This window comes from Pseudomonas sp. 8 R 14, assembly GCF_900005955.1.
GTDB lineage: Bacteria > Pseudomonadota > Gammaproteobacteria > Pseudomonadales > Pseudomonadaceae > Aquipseudomonas > Aquipseudomonas marginalis.
The window spans coordinates 25843-47905 of record NZ_CVTH01000084.1 but is presented as its reverse complement, the minus strand read 5'-3'; the positions used below and the strand labels follow the sequence as shown (position 1 = coordinate 47905).

The following is a 22063-nucleotide window of genomic DNA, read 5'->3' as shown; positions in this document are numbered from 1 at the left end:
TTTTTAGATGTGTTTGCTCGCACGAACATCATCAATCAAATCGGCGTTCTTGTTTCTGTGTTTCCCGGGATTCCGTGATGAACCAAAAAAAAGCCCGCAGTGTGCGCGGGCGAAACCAACGAAGAGCTTTGGGGGTGTGAAGCGAGGTGACGACTCAGCTACCGCGATAGGTGGAGTAGCTGTAGGGCGAAATCAGCAGGGGCACATGGTAGTGATCCTGTTCGGCGCTGATGCCGAAGCGCAATACCACCACATCCAGGAAGGCCGGCTCCGGCAATTGCACACCGCGGGCGCGGTAGTAATCGCCGGCGCTGAATTGCAATTGGTAGACACCGCTGCGGTAGTCATCACCTTGCAGTAACGGCGCGTCGCAGCGGCCATCGCTGTTGGTCAGCGCAGTGGCGACCAGTTCCAGCTGCGCGCCGTCGACGCGGTACAGCTCAACCTGGATGGCACTGCCGGGGCAGCCGTGGGCTGCGTCGAGTACGTGTGTCGTCAGTCGTCCCATGGGGCGGGCTCCCTTGCATGAAGTGAAATAGGCTGCACCTTTACGGGGCATCAAAAAGCCGCTGATGGGCCGATTAAGACACTTTTAATAAAAATTGTACACAATAAAAATCACAAAGTTTCGCACATGCTGCGACGTCTCGATCCTCAACGAAATTTCCCAGCAAGCCTTGCTTTTAAAAGACCTTTTGTCCGTTTACTGACCAATCGGGCAAGTTTCTTGCAGCGCTGAACGGCGGCAACTCCACGGAAAAAATGCGGAAATACAGGCTTACAAAGTGACCATTAAGTTGTATACAATCAGCCCATCGCTGTGACGCCACCCAGTCTTTCCGCTGGCCGCCACACACTTGCTACCACGAACAAGAAGGAAGACTGCAGTGAGCGCTGACTACCCACGCGACCTGATCGGTTACGGCAGTAACCCTCCTCACCCCCACTGGCCGGGCAAGGCACGCATCGCCTTGTCGTTCGTACTCAACTACGAAGAAGGCGGCGAGCGCAACATCCTGCACGGTGACAAAGAGTCCGAAGCCTTCCTTTCAGAAATGGTCTCGGCCCAGCCGCTGCAGGGCGAGCGCAACATGAGCATGGAGTCGCTGTACGAATACGGCAGCCGTGCCGGCGTGTGGCGCATCCTCAAGCTGTTCAAGGCATTCGACATTCCGCTGACCATCTTCGCCGTGGCCATGGCTGCCCAGCGCCACCCGGATGTGATCCGCGCCATGGTCGACGCCGGCCACGAGATCTGCAGCCACGGCTACCGCTGGATCGACTACCAATACATGGACGAGGCCCAGGAGCGCGAGCATATGCTCGAAGCCATCCGCATCCTCACCGAACTGACCGGCGAGCGTCCGTTGGGCTGGTACACCGGGCGCACCGGCCCCAACACGCGACGGCTGGTGATGGAGGAAGGCGGCTTCCTCTACGACTGCGACACCTACGACGACGACCTGCCCTACTGGGAACCCAACACCCCCACCGGCAAGCCGCACCTGGTGATCCCCTACACCCTGGACACCAACGATATGCGCTTCACCCAGGTGCAGGGCTTCAACAAGGGCGATGACTTTTTCGAGTACCTCAAGGACGCGTTCGACGTGCTGTATGCCGAAGGCAGCGAGGCACCGAAAATGTTGTCCATCGGCCTGCACTGCCGCCTGATCGGCCGCCCGGCGCGCCTGGCCTCGTTGAAGCGTTTTATCGAATACGCCAAGGGCCATGACCAGGTGTGGTTCACCCGCCGCGTCGACATCGCCCGCCACTGGCATGACGTACACCCGTTCCATGGAGCGGCCAAATGAGCACCTTCCAGACCTTGAAACCCTCGACCTTGAGCCGCGACGCCTTCGTCCAGGCCTTCGCCGACATCTACGAACATTCGCCATGGGTAGCCGAAAAGGCCTTCGACCTGGGCCAGGACGCCTCGATCGACCAGATCGAAACCCTGCACCAACGCATGAGCGACATCCTGTTGAGCGCCGATCACGCCAGTCAGTTGGCGTTGATCAACGCTCACCCTGACCTGGCCGGCAAAGCTGCCGTCCAGGGCCAACTCACCCAAGCCAGCACCGATGAGCAAGCTGGCGCGGGGATTCACCACTGCACGGCCGAAGAGTTCTCACGCTTCACCGAGCTGAACGATGCCTACAAGGCCAAGTTCAAGTTTCCCTTCATCATGGCGGTAAAAGGCAGCAACCGGCACCAGATTCTCGCCGCGTTCGAAACGCGCATTCACAACTCGGTGGATGCCGAGTTCAAGTGCGCGTTGGACGAGATCAACAAGATCGCGTTGTTCCGTTTACTGACCCTCTAAACCACCATCCCCAGCCATTCTATTTAAGGCAGACAAGAAGAATGAAAGCGCAACCCGTACCTTTCGAAAAGTTCGTCAACCTGGCCGACGCCCGCCTGGGCACCAAGATCATCTCCGTGACAGATGACTGGTTCGCCGACGCCAACCGCCTGTTCCAGCCGACCCCGGCCGTGTGGAAGGAGGGCGTTTTCGATGACAACGGCAAGTGGATGGACGGCTGGGAGTCACGCCGCAAGCGCTTCGAAGGCTACGACAGCGCAGTGATCCGCCTGGGCGTACCGGGTTCGATCAAGGGCGTGGACATCGACACGTCATTCTTCACCGGCAACTATCCGCCGTCGGCGTCCCTGGAAGCCTGCTTCCTGGCCTCGGGCGAGCCTGACGACGACACCCAGTGGGTAGAAGTCCTGTCGGCCGTCGAGTTGCAAGGCAACAGCCACCACTACCACGAGATCAGCAACGACCAGGCGTTCAGCCACCTGCGTTTCAACATCTACCCGGATGGCGGCGTGGCCCGTCTGCGTGTGTACGGCGTGCCGTTCCGCGATTGGTCTTCGGTGGGCGACAACGAACAGATCGACCTCGCCGCAGCCTTGAACGGCGGTCGCGCACTGGCGTGTTCCGACGAGCACTTCGGCCGCATGAGCAACATTCTCAACCCAGGCCGTGGCGTCAACATGGGCGATGGCTGGGAAACCGCCCGCCGTCGCACGCCAGGCAATGACTGGGTGATCGTCGCCCTGGGCCACCCCGGCGAAATCGAGAAAATCATCGTCGACACCCTGCACTTCAAGGGCAACTACCCGGACACCTGCTCGATCCAGGGCGCCTTCGTGAAGGGCGGCACCGACAGCCAGATCGAAACCCAATCGCTGTTCTGGCGCGAACTGCTGCCGGCGCAGAAACTGGAAATGCACGCCGAACACACCTTCGCCGAGCAGATCAAGGCACTGGGCCCGATCACCCACATCCGCCTGAACGTGTTCCCGGATGGCGGTGTGAGCCGCCTGCGGGTTTTGGGCAAAGTAGCCAAGTAAGCGGTGAACCCTGTGGTGAGCGGGCTTGCCCCGCGCTGGGGCGCGAAGCGGCCCTGTCTTTTGGGGCTGCTACGCAGCCCAGCGCGGGGCAAGCCCGCTCACTACAAAAACAAGCAGATCAAACAACACAGCATTCGGAAAAGAAGACAGCCATGCGCACACTGATGATCGAACCCCTGACCAAAGAAGCCTTCGCCCCTTTCGGAGACGTTATCGAAACCGACGGCAGCGATCACTTCATGATCAACAACGGGTCGACCATGCGCTTTCACAAGCTGGCAACGGTAGAAACCGCACAGCCTGAAGACAACGCGATCATCAGCATCTTCCGCGCCGACGCGCTGGATATGCCGCTGACCGTGTGCATGCTGGAGAGACACCCGCTGGGCAGCCAGGCCTTTATTCCGCTGCTCGGCAACCCCTTTCTGATCGTGGTCGCGCCACTTGGCGATGCACCTGTATCAGGCTTGGTCCGCGCCTTCGTCACCAACGGCAGGCAGGGCATCAATTACCATCGCGGCGTCTGGCACCACCCGGTGCTGACGATCGAAAAGCGGGATGACTTCCTGGTGGTTGATCGCAGTGGCACAGGCAATAACTGCGATGAGCATTTTTTCAAAGAGGATGAGCGGTTGATCCTCGCCCCCCACCAATAAGAGAAGGCCGGATCACCCGACAACAAGGGTGACAGGCGAGAGGTAAAGACTGTGGAAGCACATCTGTTGGAATGGCTGAACCTCAGCGTGCGCTGGGTTCATATGATCACTGGCGTCGCCTGGATCGGCGCTTCGTTCTACTTCGTCTGGCTGGAAAACAACCTCAACCGCGTCAACCCCAAGGACGGCCTGTCCGGTGACTTGTGGGCGATCCACGGTGGCGGTATCTACCACCTGGAAAAATACAAACTGGCCCCGCCGACCATGCCGGACAACCTGCACTGGTTCAAATGGGAAGCCTATTTCACCTGGATGTCAGGCGTCGCGCTGCTGTGCGTGGTGTTCTACCTCAACCCGACGCTGTACCTGCTCGCCCCCGGCAGCAGCCTCAGTGGCAGCGAAGGCGTCTTGCTGGGCATCGGCTCACTGTTCGCCGGCTGGTTCATCTACTCCTTCCTCTGCGACTCGGCCCTGGGCAAACGCCCTGCCCTGCTCGGCTTGATCCTGTTCGTGCTGTTGATTGCCGCCGCGTACGGCTTCAGCAAAGTGTTCAGCGGCCGGGGTGCGTACCTGCACGTGGGCGCGGTGATCGGCACCATCATGGTCGGTAACGTGTTCCGCATCATCATGCCGGCGCAGCGCGCGCTGGTGGCGGCGATCGCCGAGAACCGCACCCCCGATCCGGCCCTGCCGGCCAAGGGTCTGCTGCGCTCACGGCACAACAACTACTTCACCCTGCCGGTGCTGTTCATCATGATCAGCAACCACTTCCCGAGCACCTACGGCAGCCAATACAACTGGCTGATCCTGGCGGGGATCGCGGTGGCGGCGGTGTTGGTGCGGCACTACTTCAACACGCGGCATAACAGCCAGAAGTATGCGTGGACCTTGCCGGTGGGCGCACTGGCGATGATTTGCCTGGCGTATGTGACCGGGCCCAAGCCGGCCGAACCGATTGCCAAGGCACCTGCGGCCATCGAGTACCAACCGTTGCCGGAAACCGCATTGGGGGGTGGCCTGAAACCCGCCGCGCCTGCGGCGACCGAACCCGCGGCTGCACCTGCGCCTGCCCAGGCGACGGTTGATTTCGACAAGGTCCACGGGGTGATACAGGAGCGTTGCGCCGTGTGCCATTCGGCCAAACCCACCAGCCCGCTGTTCAGCACCGCACCGGCCGGGGTGATGTTCGATACCCCGGCGCAGATCCAGCAACAGGCGGCGCGCATCCAGGCGCAGGCGGTGGCGAGCCAGATCATGCCGTTGGGCAACATCACCCAGATGACCCAGCAGGAGCGGGATTTGATTGGCACATGGATCAATCAGGGGGCGCGTACCAACTAACAGATTCACATAGTTCCAAATGTGGGAGGGGCTTGCCCCCTCCCACATTTGGACCTGCAGTGTTTTGAAGATTGCGTTCCACACAACACAAAAATAAAAAAGATCCGAGGTGTTGCATGACCGAGTTAGTCGAACCGCAGATTCCTGCCGCGCCCGCCATGGTGCGGCTGCCCCTCTTGCAACTGATTCTGGTAGGCCTGCAACACGTCTTGCTGATGTACGGCGGCGCCGTCGCCGTCCCCCTGATCATTGGCCAGGCCGCCGGCCTGAGCCGTGAAGAAATCGCCTTTCTGATCAACGCCGACCTGCTGGTAGCCGGCATCGCCACCCTGGTGCAGTCATTCGGCATCGGCCCGGTGGGCATCCGTATGCCGGTGATGATGGGCGCCAGTTTCGCCGCTGTCGGCAGCATGGTCGCCATGGCCGGCATGCCCGGTATCGGCCTGCAGGGAATCTTCGGCGCCACCATCGCCGCCGGGTTCTTCGGCATGCTGATCGCACCGTTCATGTCCAGGATCGTGCGCTTTTTTCCGCCGCTGGTGACCGGCACCGTGATCACCGCCATCGGCCTGTCGCTATTCCCCGTGGCCGTGAACTGGGCCGGCGGCGGCAGCGCAGCCGCCACCTTCGGTTCACCGATTTACCTGGCAATTGCCGCCCTGGTACTGACCACCATCCTGCTGATCAACCGTTTCATGCGCGGCTTCTGGGTGAATATCTCGGTGCTGATCGGCATGGGCCTGGGTTACGCCTTGTGCGGGGCCATCGGCATGGTCGACCTCAGCGGCCTGGCCCGGGCGCCGTGGGTGCAAGTGGTGACGCCGCTGCACTTTGGCATGCCGAGGTTCGAGTTGGCGCCGATCCTGTCGATGTGCCTGGTGGTGGTGATCATCTTTGTCGAATCCACCGGAATGTTCCTGGCGCTGGGCAAGATCACCGGCCAGGACGTCACGCCGAAAATGCTGCGCCGTGGCTTGCTGTGTGATGCCGGTGCGTCGTTCTTCGCCGGTTTCTTCAACACCTTCACCCACTCCTCCTTCGCGCAGAACATCGGCCTGGTGCAGATGACCGGCGTGCGTTGCCGTTCGGTGACAATGATGGCCGGTGCCTTCCTGATTGTGCTCAGCCTGTTGCCCAAGGCCGCGTACCTGGTGGCGTCGATTCCCCCGGCGGTGCTCGGCGGGGCGGCGATCGCCATGTTCGGCATGGTGGCGGCCACCGGCATCAAGATCCTCCAGGAGGCCGATATCGCCGACCGTCGCAACCAGTTGCTGGTGGCGGTGAGCATCGGCATGGGCCTGATCCCCGTGGTGCGCCCGGAGTTCTTCGCACAGTTGCCCGTGTGGATGAGCCCGATCACCCACAGCGGCATCGCCATGGCGACCCTCAGCGCACTGTCGCTGAATATCCTGTTCAACATTCTCGGCGGGGCCGAACGCCCCGTAGTCGACCCCGCCCACACCTGACACATGCCCCATTGTCGCCCTGTGCGCGCTGTAACGGCGCACTTGAGCCCTGACGTGGGAGCCAGTATTCTCCGCGCCCGCTTGAATCGACGGTTGTTTGCCGCCTTGGCGCGGGTCTTGCTGCAGCAATAAAGCTGACCATTCAGACCACTTTTGTAACCACCAAAGGCGCCGCACCAGAGCGCTTGTGTAGAAGAAAAACCATAAAACTTTAACTCGGGAGCAACCGAATGAAACCTCTGTTCAAAGGCCTGATGCTGGCGGGATCCCTGCTGGCCGGCGGCCAGGCCGTGGCCGGTGACTTGTTGCAGTGGCAGAACAACAGCCTGACGTATCTGTGGGGCAAGAGCTTTACCGTCAACCCACAGATCCAGCAAACCGTCACGTTCGAACATGCCGATGCCTGGAAGTACGGCGACAACTTCGTCTTCGTCGACCGCATCTTTTACAACGGCAAGGAAGACGGCAACGTCGGCCCAAGCACGTACTACGGTGAGATCAGCCCGCGACTGTCGTTCGGTAAGATTTTCGACCAGGACCTGTCCTTCGGCCCGATCAAGGATGTGTTGCTGGCCTTCACGTATGAGTTCGGCGAAGGCGACAACGAGTCGTACCTGCTCGGCCCTGGCTTCGACCTGAACATCCCGGGCTTCGACTACTTCCAGCTGAACTTCTACCAGCGCCAGACCGAAGGCAATCGCCCAGGCGACGGTGTATGGCAGATCACCCCGGTATGGTCGTACACCCTGCCGGTGGGCAACTCCGACATCCTGATCGACGGCTTTATGGATTGGGTGGTGGACAACGACAAGAACGCCCGTGGCACTTACCACGCCAACCTGCACTTCAACCCGCAGGTCAAATACGACTTGGGCAAGGCACTGCATTGGGGCGACAAGCAGTTGTACGTGGGCTTTGAATACGACTACTGGAAGAACAAGTACGGGATCGAGGATTCCGGCGCGTTCAAGACGACCCAGGACACGGCGAGCTTCCTGGTCAAGTACCACTTCTGACCCCCTGTAGGAGCGAGCTTGCTCGCGAAAAACCAGAGATCACCGAGTTTATTCAGAACAAAAGCGGTGCCTATGGGTTCTTCGCGAGCAAGCTCGCTCCTACAAGGGTTCATGCCAAGCCCAGGAACCGCATGATCTCTTCACGCTTGGCCAGCGCATCCTTCCTGCCCAACTCAATCAACTCGCTGCAATACCCCGCCTCGAACAGCAAGTAACTCAGCACCCCTGCCCCGCTCGTCTTGGTCGCCCCCGGCCCACGCAGGAACAGACGCAATGCCGCCGGCAATTCCTGCCGATGCCTTGCGGCGATTTCGTCGATCGGCTGGCTTGGCGCAATCACCAGTACTTCCACCGGCGCCAGGCCACGGGCCGCACTGTCGGCTGGCTGGTGATGGCTGAACTGGTTCAGACGCTCCAGCAGTTCGATATCGCTTTCCAGGCTGTCGATGAATGTGCTGTTGAGCATATGCCCGCCGATCTGGGCCAACGTCGGCTCCTGGCCGGTATAGGTGCGTTGCGCCATCGGTTCATTGCCCCGCGGGTTACCGCTGACACCCACCACCAGCACCCGGGTCGCCCCCAGGTGCAGCGCCGGGCTGATGGGCGCCGACTGGCGCACCGCGCCGTCGCCGAAGTATTCCTGGTCGAGCTTCACCGGGGCAAACAGCAAGGGGATCGCCGAACTGGCCAGCAGGTGTTCAACCGTGAGTTGCGTCGGCACACCGATACGCCGATGGCGCAACCAGGCGTCGATGGTGCCGCCGCCCTGATAGAAGGTCACCGCCTGCCCGGATTCATAGCCGAAGGCCGTGACGGCGACCGCATGCAGGTGCTGTTGGCGGATGGCCTCGTCGATACCTGCCAAATGCAGTTTGTCCTGCAACAAGTCCCGCAGCGGCGAGCTGTTGAGCAGCGCCACCGGTAACTGCCGGCCCAGGCCCAGCAAGCTGTGGGTAAAGAAGCGACTCGCCTGGCGCACCACCCCCGGCCAATCGCTGCGCAATACCAGGTGGCTGCGAAACCCCTGCCAGAACGCGGTCAGGCGCTGGATGGCCGCCGTGAAGTCCATCGCACCGCTGGCCAGGCTCACCGCATTGATCGCACCGGCCGACGTGCCGACGATCACCGGAAACGGATTGGGCGCCCCCGGCGGCAACAGCTCGGCAATCGCCGCCAATACCCCCACCTGATACGCCGCTCGCGCCCCGCCGCCGGAAAGAATCAAGCCTGTAACCGGTTCAGCTGCGCGCATTGCATCACTCCACGTGGGGGGAAAGTCGGTCTTAGCGACGACGTTTTTCGTACAGCTTGGGTTCGCCCGGTGGCCGGCTCTTGAAGCGGCGATGGGTCCACAGGTATTGCTCGGGACATTCACGCACCGAGGCTTCGACCCACTGGTTGATGCGCAGGCAGTCGACTTCATCGCTTTCGCCGGGGAAGTCGGTCAACGGCGGGTGGATGACCAGGCGGTAACCGCTGCCATCCGCCAGGCGCTCCTGGGTGAACGGCACCACCAGCGCCTTGCCCAGCTTGGCGAACTTGCTGGTGGCAGGCACGGTGGCGGCCTGGATGCCGAACAGCGGCACGAAGAGACTTTGCTTGGCGCCGTAGTCCTGGTCCGGTGCATACCAGATGGCGCGACCGGCACGCAGCAGCTTGAGCATGCCGCGCACGTCTTCGCGCTCGACCGCCAGGGAGTCGAGGTTATGCCGCTCGCGGCCACGGCGCTGGATATAGTCGAACAGCGGGTTGCCGTGCTCGCGGTACATGCCGTCGATGGTGTGCTTCTGCCCCAGCAGGGCCGCACCGATTTCCAGGGTGGTGAAGTGCAGGGCCATGAGGATCACGCCCTTGCCATCCAGTTGGGCCTGCTTGAGGTGTTCCAGGCCTTCGACATGGGCCAGGCGCGCCAGGCGCTGGCGCGACCACCACCAGCTCATGGCCATTTCAAAGAAGGCAATGCCGGTGGAGGCAAAGTTTTCCTTGAGCAGCTTCTTGCGCTCTGCGGCGGTTTTTTCCGGGAAGCACAGTTCCAGGTTGCGTGCGGCGATGCGGCGACGTTCGCCGGCCACACGGTACATGCCTGCACCCAGCAGGCGACCAATGGTCAGCAGCGCACGGTACGGCAGTTGGGTCACCAGCCAGAGCAGGCCGAGTCCCAGCCATAACAGCCAAAAGCGCGGGTGAAAAAATACAGCTCGAAAACGCGGGCGATCCATTACAGATTCCGGGAAAGACAGGGCCGCGCATTCTACAACGGTTCGACTCGGCTTGCGGCCAGTGAGTGTTCTCGTTATAAGTCTCGACACTTTTCGTGACAAGCCGCTTTTTGCCGACCATGAGCCAAACCGAACCGCTAGACCAAGATCCCGTGTTCCAGCTGAAAGGCAGCATGCTCGCCATCACCGTGCTGGAACTGGCCCGCAACGACCTCGACGCCCTGGACCGCCAGCTCGCCGCCAAGGTTGCCCTGGCGCCGAACTTCTTCAACAACGCCCCGCTGGTACTGGCCCTGGACAAACTGCCGGCCGGCCAGGGCAGCATCGACCTGCCCGGCCTGATGCGCGTGTGCCGCTCCCATGGCCTGCGAACCCTGGCGATTCGTGCCAGCCGCATCGAAGACATTGCCGCAGCCATCGCCATTGAACTGCCAGTACTGCCACCCTCCGGCGCGCGTGAGCGTCCACTGGAACCTTTGGTCGGCGAAGTGCAGAAAAAACCGGAAAAACCAGCGGAACCGACGATCAAGCCTACAAAGATAATCACCACGCCCGTACGCGGCGGACAGCAGATTTACGCCCAGGGCGGCGACCTGGTGGTGATCTCTTCGGTCAGTCCCGGCGCGGAACTTCTCGCCGATGGCAATATCCATGTATACGGCCCGATGCGCGGACGTGCCCTCGCCGGCATCAAGGGGGATACCAAGGCGCGCATTTTTTGCCAGCAATTGACCGCTGAGCTGGTGTCCATCGCGGGCCAGTACAAGGTTTCGGAAGATTTGCGCCGCGATCCACTGTGGGGAGCCGCGGTGCAGGTCAGCCTGTCGGGCGATGTGTTGAACATCATCCGTCTTTAACGGATACTGCCGCATTTTCCAAGCATCTCTAGACTCTGATAGCACAGCGAAACTGGCATTACTTGCGTAGGAACATTTGAAGGTTGGCGTTTTTCCTGCGAAAACCCGTCTTTTTCCTACAAAGGCTGTCCGCCTGCGGCGAGTTCCAAGAGATGTTTTTCAGGGGCTGAAAAGTCCTTTTTCCTTAGGGGTGAAACACCTTGGCCAAGATTCTCGTGGTTACATCCGGCAAGGGTGGTGTGGGTAAGACCACCACCAGCGCCGCTATCGGTACCGGCCTCGCTCTGCGCGGCCACAAGACAGTCATCGTCGACTTCGACGTCGGTTTGCGTAACCTCGACCTGATCATGGGCTGCGAACGCCGCGTGGTGTACGACTTCGTCAACGTGGTCAACGGTGAAGCCAACCTGCAACAGGCCCTGATCAAGGACAAGCGCCTTGAGAACCTGTACGTACTGGCCGCCAGCCAGACCCGCGACAAAGATGCGCTGACCAAGGAAGGCGTAGGCAAGGTTCTCGCCGAGCTGAAGGAAACCTTCGAATTCGTGGTATGCGACTCCCCGGCCGGTATCGAAACCGGTGCTCACCTGGCGATGTACTTCGCCGATGAAGCCATCGTGGTGACCAACCCGGAAGTGTCTTCGGTACGTGACTCGGACCGCATGCTCGGCCTGTTGGCCAGCAAGTCCAAGCGCGCCGAGGAAGGCCAGGACCCGATCAAGGAACACCTGCTGCTCACCCGCTACAACCCTGAGCGCGTCAGTAACGGCGAAATGCTCGGTGTTGAAGACGTCAAGGACATCCTCGCCGTGACCCTGCTGGGCGTGATCCCGGAATCCCAGGCCGTGCTGAAGGCGTCCAACCAGGGCGTCCCGGTGATTCTCGACGACCAGAGCGACGCCGGCCAGGCGTACAGCGATGCGGTTGATCGCTTGCTGGGCAAGACCGTGGAACATCGCTTCCTCGATGTTAAGAAGAAGGGATTCTTCGAGCGTATCTTTGGAGGCAACTAAACAATGAAATTTCTCGACTTCTTTCGCGCCAACAAAAAGCCAAGCACCGCGTCGGTCGCGAAAGAGCGTCTACAGATCATCGTGGCGCACGAACGCGGCCAACGCAGTACCCCGGATTACCTGCCGGCCTTGCAGAAGGAACTGGTGGAGGTGATCCGCAAGTACGTCAATATCGGCAACGATGACGTGCATGTCGCCCTGGAAAATGACGGCAGCTGCTCGATTCTGGAACTCAATATCACCCTGCCTGATCGTTGATCGAACAGGCGGCCGCCACGGCGGCTCGGTCACCTTGATCCCTTTGCGGGAACCGGGTGGTCGAGCCGCCGTTGGCGTTTGTTACGAGGCTGTTTAATGCCGCTGTCCACTATTCATATCCTGCATCAGGACGACGCTGTCCTGGTGGTGAACAAGCCGACCCTGTTGCTCTCGGTGCCTGGCCGCGCCGATGACAACAAGGACTGCCTGATCACCCGCCTGCAGGAAAACGGCTACCCCGAAGCCCGCATCGTCCATCGCCTGGACTGGGAAACCTCGGGGATCATCCTGCTGGCCCGGGACGCCGATACCCATCGCGAACTGTCCCGCCAGTTTCACGACCGCGAAACCGAAAAGGCCTACACCGCTTTGGCCTGGGGCCAGCCGGAACTGGACAGCGGCAGCATCGACCTGCCCTTGCGCTATGACCCGCCGACCAAACCCCGCCATGTGGTGGACCACGAGTTCGGCAAGCACGCGCTGACCTTCTGGAAAGTGCTGGAACGGTGTGGCGACTGGTGCCGCGTCGAGCTGACGCCGATTACCGGAAGGTCGCACCAGTTGCGCGTGCATATGCTGTCCATCGGGCATCCGTTGCTCGGTGACGGTCTGTATGCCCATGAACAGGCCCTGGCTGCGTGGCCGCGCCTGTGCCTGCATGCAAGCATGCTGAGCTTCACTCACCCGCAAAGCGGCGAGCGCTTGCGCTTTGAGTGCCCGGCTCCCTTCTAAAGCTGTAAATACAGTACATGTGGGACGGGCGGTGCGACTTGCCCCCTCCCACATTTGTTCTGTGCACTTCTCGCCCTCGAACGGTAAACTCCGCGCATTGCTGTCTGGAGCTATTTATGCGCGAAGCGTTGAATCAAGGCCTGATCGACTTCCTCAAGGCCTCCCCTACTCCTTTTCATGCCACCGCCGCCCTGGCCCAGCGCCTGGAAGCGGCCGGTTTCCAGCGCCTCGACGAGCGCGAGACCTGGGCCACCGAAGCCAACGGTCGCTACTACGTGACCCGCAACGATTCCTCGATCATCGCCTTCAAGCTCGGCCGCCATTCGCCGTTGCAAGGCGGGATTCGCCTGGTCGGCGCCCATACCGACAGCCCGTGCCTGCGGGTCAAGCCCCAGCCTGAGCTGCAACGCCAGGGCTTCTGGCAACTCGGCGTGGAAGTCTACGGCGGCGCGCTGCTGGCGCCGTGGTTCGACCGCGACCTGTCCCTGGCCGGCCGCGTCACCTTCCGCCGTGACGGCAAGGTCGAAAGCCAGCTGATCGACTTCAAGCTGCCCATCGCTATCATCCCCAACCTGGCCATTCACCTGAACCGTGAAGCCAACCAGGGCTGGGCGATCAATGCCCAGACCGAATTGCCGCCGATCCTCGCGCAATTTGCCGGTGATGAACGCGTGGACTTCCGTGCCGTGCTCACCGAGCAGTTGGCACGGGAGCATGGGCTGAACGCCGATGTGGTGCTCGACTACGAGTTGAGCTTCTATGACACCCAGAGCGCCGCCGTCATCGGCCTCAATGGCGACTTCATCGCCGGCGCGCGCCTCGACAACCTGCTGTCGTGCTACGCCGGCCTGCAAGCCTTGCTCACCAGCGAGAGCGACGAAACCTGCGTGCTGGTGTGCAACGACCACGAGGAAGTCGGTTCCTGCTCGGCCTGCGGTGCCGACGGCCCGATGCTGGAACAGACCCTGCGTCGCCTGTTGCCTGAAGGTGATGAATTCGTACGCACCATTCAGAAATCCCTGCTGGTGTCGGCCGACAATGCCCACGGCGTACACCCGAACTACGCCGACAAGCACGACGCCAACCACGGCCCCAAGCTCAATGCCGGCCCGGTGATCAAGGTCAACAGCAACCAGCGCTACGCCACCAACAGCGAAACCGCCGGGTTCTTCCGTCACCTGTGCATGGCCCAGGAAGTGCCGGTGCAGAGCTTTGTGGTGCGCAGCGACATGGGCTGCGGCTCGACCATCGGCCCGATCACCGCCAGCCACCTGGGTGTGCGTACGGTGGATATCGGTTTGCCGACGTTTGCCATGCACTCCATTCGTGAACTGTGCGGCAGCCATGACCTGGCGCATCTGGTGAAGGTGTTGGGCGCGTTCTACGCCAGCCACGACCTGCCCTAAGACCAGGAATGGATGTCGTCAACATGTGGGAGGGGCGGTGCGACGATTCGCACTTGCCCCCCACATTTGGTTTACGTCCACCTGATCTGCATCACCTGCATTTCCTGCAATCCGACCTAGACTTGTCAGTATTCCCACTCCGACAAGGCCGTCGCCCCATGATCTCCATGTCCTCTTTCCACGCCATGCTTATCCCTATCCTGATCGGCATGATCATGCTCGCCGTTGGCTTCAACTTCCGCGACAAGCCCCTCGGCGTATTCGGCATGTGGGTCGGCATGCTGCTGATCCTGGGCACCGTGGTGTACAAGATCCTCGCCAAACTGGCCGAATGACGCTTGCACTCGTACACTCGCTCAACCCGTCGTTTCCAAGGTTGACCGCCTCGTGCTTTCCCGTCTGTTTGCGCTGCCCTGCTGTTTCCTGATCGCCCTGCTCACGCTGCTGCCGCTCTCGTCTGCCCAAGCGGTGGGCCTGCCCGGGCTGCTCGGCACCACCAAGACCCAACCCCAGGCCGACGTGCCGTTGGGGCAGTCGTTGGACGAGGTGATCAAGACCCTGGAAAACGACCAGCAACGCACCCAGTTGCTGAGCGACTTGAAGAAGCTGCGCGCCGCTACCCAGAAGGCCCAGCCCGCCGCCGAGCAAGGCGTGCTCGGGCTGATCGGCAGTACGCTGTCGGGCCTGGAGCAGCAGTTCTCCGGCGCCGACAGCCCGCTGGGGCGCTGGTCGAATGAAATCGACCTGGCCAAGGACGAACTCAGCGCACTGATGCTGCCGGCCAGCGAATGGCTGCCGATCATTTTCGGCTTTGCAGTGATTCTCGCGGTATGGAGCCTGCTGGCAGCCGCGTTGATCTGGCTGAGCCACCGGGTACGCGAGCGCTTCGGCCTGCCCGAGGAGTTGCCGCAACACCCGCGTACCTGGGACATGCTGCGCTTCGCCCTGCGCAAATTGGGGCCCTGGCTGATCGCACTGGTGATCACCGTGTACCTGAGCTACGCCCTGCCCTCGTCCCTGGGCAAATCCCTGGCAATGGTGCTGGCTTATGCGCTGGTGGTCGGTACCTGTTTCTCGGCGATCTGTGTGATTGCCTTCTCCCTGCTCGACGGCCCGCACCGCCACCGCGCGCTGTATATCCTGCGCCACCAGGCGTTCCGCCCGTTGTGGTGGATCGGCAGCTTTGCCGCCTTTGGTGAAGCCTTGAGCGACCCGCGGCTGGTGGCTGCGCTCGGCCAACACCTGGCCCACACGGCGGCCACGGTCGCCAATGTGATGGCCGCGCTGTCCACCGGCGTGTTCATACTGCGTTTCCGGCGGCCGATCGCCCACCTGATCCGCAACCAGCCCCTGTCGCGCCGCCTGACCCGCCGGGCCCTCAGCGACACCATCGAGATCATCGGCACCTTCTGGTACATCCCCGCCTTGCTGTTGGTGGGCATCTCGCTGTTCGCCACGTTCGTCTCCGCCGGCGACACCAGCACCGCCCTGCGCCAGTCGCTGTTGTGCACGGTGTTGCTGGTGTTGTGCATGGTGATCAACGGCCTGGTGCGGCGCCATGCGCTCAAGCCGCAGCGTGGGCACAAGCGCCATGCGCTGTACTCCGAACGCCTGAAAAGCTTCGTCTACACCCTCGCCCACCTGGTGGTGTGGCTGGTGTTTATCGAACTGGGGCTGCGGGTGTGGGGCCTGTCGCTGATCCGCTTTACCGAAGGCGACGGCCATGAAATCAGCGTCAAGCTGTTCGGCCTGGGCGGCACGCTGCTATTTGCCTGGTTGATCTGGATCCTCAGCGACACCGCCATCCATCACGCCCTCACCCGCTCGCGCAAAGGCCTGGCCAATGCCCGCGCGCAGACCATGATGCCGCTGATCCGCAACGTGCTGTTCGTGACCATCTTCATCATCGCCGCCATCGTCGCCCTGGCGAACATGGGCATGAACGTCACGCCACTGCTGGCCGGTGCCGGTGTGATCGGCCTGGCCATCGGTTTTGGTGCGCAGTCACTGGTGGCCGACTTGATCACCGGCCTGTTCATCATCATCGAAGACTCCCTGGCCATCGATGACTACGTGGACGTCGGCGGCCACCTCGGCACCGTCGAAGGCCTGACCATCCGTACCGTGCGCCTGCGCGACATTGACGGCATCGTGCACACCATCCCGTTCAGCGAGATCAAGAGCATCAAGAACTACTCGCGGGAGTTCGGCTATGCAATCTTCCGGGTGGCGATCCCCTACAACATGGAAATCGACGATGCGATCAAGCTGATGCGCGATGTCGGCCAGAAAATGCGTAACGATCCGCTGCAACGCCGCAATATCTGGTCGCCGCTGGAGATCCAGGGGGTGGAAAGCTTCGAGTCGGGCAGTGCGATCCTGCGCGCGCGGTTCAAGACGGCGCCGATCAAGCAGTGGGAAGTGTCGCGGGCGTTCAACCTGTCACTGAAGCGGCATCTGGATGACGCCGGTCTGGACCTGGCCACGCCGCGCTTGAGTGTGCAAGTGGTGACGGGGGCTGCGGCGGGGTTGGAGAAGGACAAGAACGCGTAAGGTCATGGCGAATGTGATGAGCTTATTGTGGTTTGTGGTGAGCTTTTTGTGGTGAGCGGGCTTGCCCCGCGCTGGGCTGCGAAGCAGCCCCACTCAAGAAGCACTCGGTGTATCAGACATAACTCAGCGGCTGGTTTTGGGGCTGCTTCGCAGCCCAGCGCGGGGCAAGCCCGCTCACCACAACAAGCCCGCTTGCCACAAAAAGCCCGCTCGCCACAACAGGCCCGCCCACCACGACAGGCCGGCCTACTGCAGGTTTTGCGTCAGGCCAGCGTTGCGCCGTCCATCTTCTGGCGCAGGCTCAACGGACGCATATCGGTCCAGGTTTCTTCGATGTAGGCCAGGCACTCTTTCTTCAGGCCGCTCTTGCCCACGGTGCGCCAGCCTTCCGGCACGGCCTTGTAGTCGGGCCAGATGGAATACTGTTCTTCATGGTTGACCACTACCTGAAACAGGATGTCGTCGCGGTCAAATACTGAGGTCATTGCTGTTCTCCATCGCTCAAAGGCTGGCTGCGCACCATGCGCAGCGCTGATATCTGTAGAAACGTACCAACACGCCAAAAAATTAGAGGCTGGCGACGGCTGCCGCCAGGGCGCGCCCGAAGATCTCGGCCACGCGGTCGATCTCGGCGGCGGTGATCACCAGTGGCGGCAGGAAGCGCACCACGCTGCCATGCCGGCCGCCCAGCTCGAGGATCAGGCCGCGCTTGAGGCATTCACGCTGTACCAGCGGTGCCAGCTGGCGATGCACCGGCGGGTGGCCCTGGATATCCAGGGCGCCGTCCGGGTCCACCAGTTCCACACCGAGCATCAGCCCGCGCCCGCGAATATCCCCCAGGTGCGGGTAGTCACGCTGCAGGATGCGCAGGTGTTCGCCCAGGCGCTCGCCCATGACGGTCGCATGGCCGGCCAAGTCGTGCTCCTTGAGGTAGCGCATCACCGCCGAACCGGCCGCCATGGCCATCTGATTGCCACGGAATGTCCCGGCATGGGCGCCCGGCAGCCAGGTGTCGAGCCAGTCGCGATACACCACCACCGCCAACGGCAGGCTGCCGCCGATGGCCTTGGACATCACCACCACATCCGGAATGATGCCGGCGTGTTCGAAGGCAAACATCTTGCCGGTACGGCCGAAACCGCTCTGGATCTCATCGACGATCAACGCCACGCCGGCCTGCGCGGTGATGCGCCGCAGGCCGCGCAGCCAGTCGAGATCGGCCGGGATCACCCCGCCCTCGCCCTGCACCACCTCGACAATCACCGCCGCCGGCAGCAACACCCCGGCTTCCGGGTCGTTGAGCAGGTTTTCCAGGTAATGCAGGTTGACCCGCACGCCTTCTGCGCCGCCGAGACCGAACGGGCAACGGTAGTCGTAAGGGAATGGCAAAAACTGCACGCCATTGCCGAGCAAGGCACCCAAGGGTTTTTTCGGCCCCAGGCTGCCCATCAGGCTCAACGCGCCCTGGCTCATGCCGTGATAACCGCCCTGGAACGACAGCACCGTGCTGCGCCCCGTGGCAGTACGCACCAATTTCAATGCTGCTTCCACGGCATCGGTACCGGTGGGGCCGCAGAACTGGATCTTGGCTTCCCGCGCCAGCTCCGCCGGCAGCAGGCCGAACAGGTCCTGCACAAACTGGTCCTTGACCGGAGTGGTCAGGTCCAGGGTGTGCAACGGCAGTTCGTCGCTCAGCACTTGCTGGATGGCCTGGATCACCACCGGGTGGTTGTGCCCCAACGCCAGGGTGCCGGCGCCGGCCAGGCAATCGATGAAACTGCGGCCCTCCACGTCTTCCACATAGATCCCCTTGGCGCGCTTGAGCGCCAGGGGAATGCGCCGTGGGTAACTGCGGGCGTTGGATTCCTGCTGGCGCTGGCGGGCCAGCAGCGGGCTTTCGTCGAACTGATAAAGCGTTTCATGCACCTGGGTATCTTCGATACGGCTGGTAGCGACTGACATCTCTCGATCCCTCAATACGCGGATGATGGTGACCAAACTGCCGATCCGTTGGCGTCTGGCCCAAGGGCATGCGCACGGATTTCCTGTTCTGGAAACGCACCAGCTTCAATCGGATTTAGGGGCTGTTGTCGGTAACTGATGCATGAAGATCCAAATATGCCGGGCTTTACAGTCCGCGGTACTTTTCATTCAGGGCATACAGGATCGCGCAGGTCTCGGCATCCAACACACCACAATAATCCCGCGCCCGAAAGTGCATCTGAAACGCCCGGGTGCGCTGCTCGAACGCCTGGCGATTCTGCGCCGGCTTATAGCCATAGCGCTGAAATGCCCGCTCCACCTCCACTTCAGGCGGCAGCCCGACACAAAACCGGCGCTGGTACATGGCCCGCGTCGACTCGTCGAACCACGCCCCGACTCCCGCCTCGAACAAACCGCGCCACGGCAGGCGCGGTCCCGGATCGCTCTTGCGCCAGTACGCCACGTCCGAGTGCCCGAGAATGTCGGCCGGCCCGATCTGCGGGTAACGCCCAAGGATGTCGCGAAGCAATGCAATCAACACCGCCACCTGCTCCTGGCCGTACGCTGGAAAGGTGAATACGCCCCCGTCATCCCGGGCCAGGTTGACAATCTCGATGCCGATCGCCCGACTGTTGAGGTTATCGCGCCCCGCCCAGTGACTCGCCCCGGCATGCCAGGCGCGCTGGTTTTCGTGCACCAGGCGAAACACGCGCAACTCGTCATACCCGGCGGCGCGGTAGCCGGGCTCATGGGGATCTGGCAGCAGGTAATGCGCGCTGACCCCGTTCCGGGTCAGGGTGCGCAAGGAGGAGGCGAACGGCGCCGCGGTGTAATGCAGGATCACCTGCCGCACGGGTTCGCCGTGACGTTCGTTGAAATCCCTGGCGGGGAAACTGGTATCGATGACCAACATAAGAACCGTCCTTTTCAATACAGGCCGAGTCTTTCGGCCCGTTCAAGCGCAAAAAAATTACCGCCATCCTGAAGGCTTGCACTTCAAGCGGGCGGTAACTATTTGGCTAGTGAAAAAACGCGGTCAGCGTCGCAACGGCATGCCCAGGTCAACGCGCAGGCCATCCACCTGGCTATCGAACGTCAACGAGCAGGAACAGCGCTGCACGATCGCCTGCACGATCGCCAGGCCCAGGCCACAGCCCTCGCTGTTGCCATTGCGCCAGAAGCGTTGGGTGAGGTATTGCAGGTCTTCGGGGGAGATCTGCTTGCCGTGGTCGCGCACGCGGAAGATCACGTGATCGGCGGCGGTGAACACACTGAGCTCCACCCGTGTGTCTGCGGGTGTATGGCGCAGGGCGTTGTCCAGCAGGTTGCGCAGGGCCGCGACCGCCAGGCCCACCGGCATGTCCACCGGGGTTTCGCTGAGGTTGTCCGCCAGGTTCAGGTCGATACGCCCATTATCGCCGGCATTCGCGTCCTGGATCGCCAGCCGCGCGACTTCCTCGGCGCTGGACTGCAAGCCATCGTCGAATGACAGGCTGCCTTCCACCCGCGCCAACAGCAGCAATTGCTCCAGGGTGCGATGCAAGCGGTCGGCGCCCTCCTCGGCATGGGCCAGGGATTGGTCGCGGGCCGCGCCCTCGGTCATGCGCGCCACTTGCAGGTGGGTCTTGATCGCCGTCAGCGGGCTGCGCAGCTCGTGGGCTGCGTCGCCGGTGAGGCGGCGTTCGCGCTCGATGGTCTTGGCGATGCGTTGCAGCAGTTGGTTCTGGGTGTCGAGCAGCGGCTTGAGTTCGCTGGGCAATGGGTGGATCTGCAACGGTTCGAGGGAATCGGCACTGCGGCGCATCAGCGCGTCACGCATGCGGTTGAGCGGCAGCAGGCTCTGGCCGATGCCCAGCCACAACAGGCACAGGCAACCGAGCATCGCCACGCCCACCGGCACCGAGGCGGCGAGCAGGATCGACAGGTTCAGCGCCTCGCGCTCCACCTGGCGGTCGGCGGTGGTGATCAACAGGTCGCCACGGGACAGGGTAAAACTGCGCCATCCCACGCCATCGATGACTTGGTCACGAAAGCCGCTCTTGCGCGACTCCAGGCCCTCATCCGGCGTGGTATGGCTGCGGGCGAGGATTTCCCCGCGCAAGGAGCTGACCTGGCAGGCCATGCCCCCCGGCACATTCAGTTGCTCGGCACTGAAATGCGCGCCGCCGCTGACACTGGCCAGGCCCGGCATCTGCTCGGTCAGGCCCGCCACCATGCGCGCCGACGCCACCAGGCGCTGGTCGAGGGAAAACATCATCTGGTTGCGCAGGTCGTTAAGCATCCAGGCCGCCGCCAGGGCCCAGATCAGCACAAACGCGGCGCCGAGCTTGAACGTCAGGCGCAGGCGCAGGCTTTTCACGAAGCGTTCTCTCCATCATCTGCCGGGCCGAGGCGATAACCCAGGCCGCGTACGGTCTCGACGATGCCATTGCCCAACTTGCGCCGCAGGTGATGGATATGCACGTTGAGGGCGTTGCTTTCCAGTTCATCGTTGAAGCCGTAGACGCTGTCCTTGAGTTGCTCGCTGGACAGCACCCGGCCCTTGTTGTGCAACAGCGCCTGCAACAGCGCCTGTTCACGTCGGGACAGGTCCACCGGCTGGCCGCCCAACAGGGTTTCGCGACTGCTCGGGTCGTAGGTCAGCCGGCCGTGCTCGATCAGGTTGACGCTGCGCCCCGCCATCCGGCGCAGCAGGGTTTGCAGGCGTGCGGCCAATTCGCGCAGGTCGAAGGGTTTGAGCAGGTAGTCATCGGCACCGGCTTGCAGGCCGTCGACGCGGTTGGTCACCGAGTCCCGCGCGGTAAGGATCAGCACCGGAATCTCCAGGCCCTGGCTGCGCAGCTGTTGCAGCAGCTTGAGGCCGTCTTCGTCGGGCAGGCCGAGGTCGAGCACCATGATGTCGAAGGTCGCCGCCTTGAGCATCGCGCGCGCAGCGGCAGCCGTGGCCACGCGCTCGACTGTAAAGCCCTGGGCACCGAGGCCGGCCACGATGCCGCTGGCGATCAGTTCGTCGTCTTCACAGACCAGTACGTGCATGCTGAACCCTTCATGAAAGATGGGGGGATTAAAAGTGCAGCGGATTAAGCGCAGATTATGCCGTGAAAAGATGCAAGCTCAGATAATCCCTACACTTTAGAATAGCGCCCGGTTAATCATCGGTTAATCAACGCCACACATTGTGTGCCTCACTTGCATCGAAC

At 62.0% G+C, this 22063-nt stretch carries 22 protein-coding genes; 14 read left to right on the top strand and 8 right to left on the bottom strand.

Annotated elements, in window-relative coordinates:
- Positions 1–154: 154 nt before the first annotated feature.
- Positions 155–508 carry a hydroxyisourate hydrolase gene (gene uraH / locus BFQ01_RS24440; RefSeq protein WP_065927242.1) on the bottom strand — a complete coding sequence of 118 codons (354 nt, stop codon included), beginning with the start codon at positions 506–508 and terminating at the stop codon, positions 155–157.
- 379 nt (positions 509–887) lie between these two features.
- Here uraH and puuE point away from each other — a divergent pair, with 379 nt between their 5' ends.
- From puuE to BFQ01_RS24405, 7 genes are all read left to right on the top strand, one after another.
- Positions 888–1814: an allantoinase PuuE gene (puuE, locus tag BFQ01_RS24435; RefSeq protein ID WP_065927241.1), complete on the top strand. Its 927-nt coding sequence runs from the start codon at positions 888–890 to the stop codon at positions 1812–1814.
- On the top strand, positions 1811–2326 hold the full coding sequence (uraD, locus tag BFQ01_RS24430; protein ID WP_065927240.1) for a 2-oxo-4-hydroxy-4-carboxy-5-ureidoimidazoline decarboxylase: 516 nt from the start codon (positions 1811–1813) through the stop codon (positions 2324–2326). Before puuE ends, uraD begins: the two co-directional genes overlap by 4 nt.
- Before the next feature lie 41 nt (positions 2327–2367).
- Positions 2368–3363 carry an allantoicase gene (alc, locus tag BFQ01_RS24425; protein WP_065927239.1) on the top strand — a complete coding sequence of 332 codons (996 nt, stop codon included), beginning with the start codon at positions 2368–2370 and terminating at the stop codon, positions 3361–3363.
- A gap of 152 nt (positions 3364–3515) precedes the next feature.
- Positions 3516–4019 carry an ureidoglycolate lyase gene (locus tag BFQ01_RS24420; RefSeq protein ID WP_027603915.1) on the top strand — a complete coding sequence of 168 codons (504 nt, stop codon included), beginning with the start codon at positions 3516–3518 and terminating at the stop codon, positions 4017–4019.
- Between the two features lie 51 nt (positions 4020–4070).
- On the top strand, positions 4071–5360 hold the full coding sequence (locus BFQ01_RS24415; protein ID WP_065927238.1) for a urate hydroxylase PuuD: 1290 nt from the start codon (positions 4071–4073) through the stop codon (positions 5358–5360).
- 116 nt (positions 5361–5476) lie between these two features.
- On the top strand, positions 5477–6826 hold the full coding sequence (locus BFQ01_RS24410) for a nucleobase:cation symporter-2 family protein (RefSeq protein WP_065927237.1): 1350 nt from the start codon (positions 5477–5479) through the stop codon (positions 6824–6826).
- A gap of 230 nt (positions 6827–7056) precedes the next feature.
- Positions 7057–7842, top strand: a complete 786-nt coding sequence (locus BFQ01_RS24405) for an outer membrane protein OmpK (protein ID WP_065927236.1) — start codon at positions 7057–7059, stop codon at positions 7840–7842.
- Positions 7843–7951: 109 nt separating this feature from the next.
- On the opposite strand, the gene BFQ01_RS24400 is transcribed toward BFQ01_RS24405, so the two are convergent.
- Together BFQ01_RS24400 and BFQ01_RS24395 are read right to left on the bottom strand one after the other, a co-directional pair.
- Positions 7952–9094, bottom strand: a complete 1143-nt coding sequence (locus BFQ01_RS24400; RefSeq protein ID WP_065927235.1) for a patatin-like phospholipase family protein — start codon at positions 9092–9094, stop codon at positions 7952–7954.
- 31 nt (positions 9095–9125) lie between these two features.
- The gene (locus BFQ01_RS24395) at positions 9126–10061 is read right to left on the bottom strand and encodes a lipid A biosynthesis lauroyl acyltransferase (protein WP_065927234.1); all 936 of its coding nucleotides are present in this window, start codon (positions 10059–10061) and stop codon (positions 9126–9128) included.
- 119 nt (positions 10062–10180) lie between these two features.
- Here BFQ01_RS24395 and minC point away from each other — a divergent pair, with 119 nt between their 5' ends.
- The 7 genes from minC (at position 10181) to BFQ01_RS24365 (ending at position 16880) form a co-directional block, all read left to right on the top strand.
- A complete protein-coding gene (gene minC, locus BFQ01_RS24390) occupies positions 10181–10918 on the top strand; it encodes a septum site-determining protein MinC (protein WP_027603909.1) in 738 nt (245 codons plus the stop codon).
- Positions 10919–11118: 200 nt separating this feature from the next.
- Complete coding sequence (minD, locus tag BFQ01_RS24385; RefSeq protein ID WP_065927233.1) at positions 11119–11931, top strand: septum site-determining protein MinD; 813 nt, start codon at positions 11119–11121, stop codon at positions 11929–11931.
- 3 nt (positions 11932–11934) lie between these two features.
- Positions 11935–12189, top strand: a complete 255-nt coding sequence (minE, locus tag BFQ01_RS24380) for a cell division topological specificity factor MinE (protein WP_003175252.1) — start codon at positions 11935–11937, stop codon at positions 12187–12189.
- Between the two features lie 96 nt (positions 12190–12285).
- Positions 12286–12921, top strand: a complete 636-nt coding sequence (locus BFQ01_RS24375) for an RluA family pseudouridine synthase (protein ID WP_027603908.1) — start codon at positions 12286–12288, stop codon at positions 12919–12921.
- 116 nt (positions 12922–13037) lie between these two features.
- A complete protein-coding gene (locus tag BFQ01_RS24370; protein WP_027603907.1) occupies positions 13038–14327 on the top strand; it encodes a M18 family aminopeptidase in 1290 nt (429 codons plus the stop codon).
- A gap of 158 nt (positions 14328–14485) precedes the next feature.
- Positions 14486–14662, top strand: a complete 177-nt coding sequence (locus BFQ01_RS32640; RefSeq protein ID WP_016970148.1) for a hypothetical protein — start codon at positions 14486–14488, stop codon at positions 14660–14662.
- A 52-nt stretch (positions 14663–14714) separates the two neighbouring features.
- Entirely contained in the window at positions 14715–16880 is a 2166-nt protein-coding gene (locus BFQ01_RS24365) for a mechanosensitive ion channel family protein (protein WP_065927232.1), read from the top strand.
- 263 nt (positions 16881–17143) lie between these two features.
- On the opposite strand, the gene BFQ01_RS24360 is transcribed toward BFQ01_RS24365, so the two are convergent.
- The 5 genes from BFQ01_RS24360 to BFQ01_RS24340 all read right to left on the bottom strand — a co-directional run bounded on the left by BFQ01_RS24360 (position 17144) and on the right by BFQ01_RS24340 (position 21899).
- Positions 17144–17365, bottom strand: a complete 222-nt coding sequence (locus BFQ01_RS24360; RefSeq protein WP_027603905.1) for an MbtH family protein — start codon at positions 17363–17365, stop codon at positions 17144–17146.
- An 82-nt stretch (positions 17366–17447) separates the two neighbouring features.
- A complete protein-coding gene (locus tag BFQ01_RS24355) occupies positions 17448–18842 on the bottom strand; it encodes an aspartate aminotransferase family protein (protein WP_065927231.1) in 1395 nt (464 codons plus the stop codon).
- Between the two features lie 166 nt (positions 18843–19008).
- The gene (locus tag BFQ01_RS24350; protein ID WP_065927230.1) at positions 19009–19776 is read right to left on the bottom strand and encodes an N-acetylmuramoyl-L-alanine amidase; all 768 of its coding nucleotides are present in this window, start codon (positions 19774–19776) and stop codon (positions 19009–19011) included.
- A 123-nt stretch (positions 19777–19899) separates the two neighbouring features.
- On the bottom strand, positions 19900–21222 hold the full coding sequence (locus BFQ01_RS24345; RefSeq protein WP_065927229.1) for an ATP-binding protein: 1323 nt from the start codon (positions 21220–21222) through the stop codon (positions 19900–19902).
- A complete protein-coding gene (locus tag BFQ01_RS24340; protein ID WP_065927228.1) occupies positions 21219–21899 on the bottom strand; it encodes a response regulator in 681 nt (226 codons plus the stop codon). Before BFQ01_RS24340 ends, BFQ01_RS24345 begins: the two co-directional genes overlap by 4 nt.
- Between the last annotated feature and the right edge of the window lie 164 nt (positions 21900–22063).

What these genes read in the sequence shown, in the direction of transcription:
- uraH (WP_065927242.1), bottom strand. Translation starts at nt 508, where the DNA reads ATGGGACGACTGACGACACACGTACTCGACGCAGCCCACGGCTGCCCC.
- uraD (WP_065927240.1), top strand. Translation starts at nt 1,811, where the DNA reads ATGAGCACCTTCCAGACCTTGAAACCCTCGACCTTGAGCCGCGACGCC.
- alc (WP_065927239.1), top strand. Translation starts at nt 2,368, where the DNA reads ATGAAAGCGCAACCCGTACCTTTCGAAAAGTTCGTCAACCTGGCCGAC.
- BFQ01_RS24420 (WP_027603915.1), top strand. Translation starts at nt 3,516, where the DNA reads ATGCGCACACTGATGATCGAACCCCTGACCAAAGAAGCCTTCGCCCCT.
- BFQ01_RS24410 (WP_065927237.1), top strand. Translation starts at nt 5,477, where the DNA reads ATGACCGAGTTAGTCGAACCGCAGATTCCTGCCGCGCCCGCCATGGTG.
- BFQ01_RS24405 (WP_065927236.1), top strand. Translation starts at nt 7,057, where the DNA reads ATGAAACCTCTGTTCAAAGGCCTGATGCTGGCGGGATCCCTGCTGGCC.
- BFQ01_RS24400 (WP_065927235.1), bottom strand. Translation starts at nt 9,094, where the DNA reads ATGCGCGCAGCTGAACCGGTTACAGGCTTGATTCTTTCCGGCGGCGGG.
- BFQ01_RS24395 (WP_065927234.1), bottom strand. Translation starts at nt 10,061, where the DNA reads ATGGATCGCCCGCGTTTTCGAGCTGTATTTTTTCACCCGCGCTTTTGG.
- minC (WP_027603909.1), top strand. Translation starts at nt 10,181, where the DNA reads ATGAGCCAAACCGAACCGCTAGACCAAGATCCCGTGTTCCAGCTGAAA.
- minE (WP_003175252.1), top strand. Translation starts at nt 11,935, where the DNA reads ATGAAATTTCTCGACTTCTTTCGCGCCAACAAAAAGCCAAGCACCGCG.
- BFQ01_RS24375 (WP_027603908.1), top strand. Translation starts at nt 12,286, where the DNA reads ATGCCGCTGTCCACTATTCATATCCTGCATCAGGACGACGCTGTCCTG.
- BFQ01_RS24370 (WP_027603907.1), top strand. Translation starts at nt 13,038, where the DNA reads ATGCGCGAAGCGTTGAATCAAGGCCTGATCGACTTCCTCAAGGCCTCC.
- BFQ01_RS32640 (WP_016970148.1), top strand. Translation starts at nt 14,486, where the DNA reads ATGATCTCCATGTCCTCTTTCCACGCCATGCTTATCCCTATCCTGATC.
- BFQ01_RS24360 (WP_027603905.1), bottom strand. Translation starts at nt 17,365, where the DNA reads ATGACCTCAGTATTTGACCGCGACGACATCCTGTTTCAGGTAGTGGTC.
- BFQ01_RS24355 (WP_065927231.1), bottom strand. Translation starts at nt 18,842, where the DNA reads ATGTCAGTCGCTACCAGCCGTATCGAAGATACCCAGGTGCATGAAACG.
- BFQ01_RS24350 (WP_065927230.1), bottom strand. Translation starts at nt 19,776, where the DNA reads ATGTTGGTCATCGATACCAGTTTCCCCGCCAGGGATTTCAACGAACGT.
- BFQ01_RS24340 (WP_065927228.1), bottom strand. Translation starts at nt 21,899, where the DNA reads ATGCACGTACTGGTCTGTGAAGACGACGAACTGATCGCCAGCGGCATC.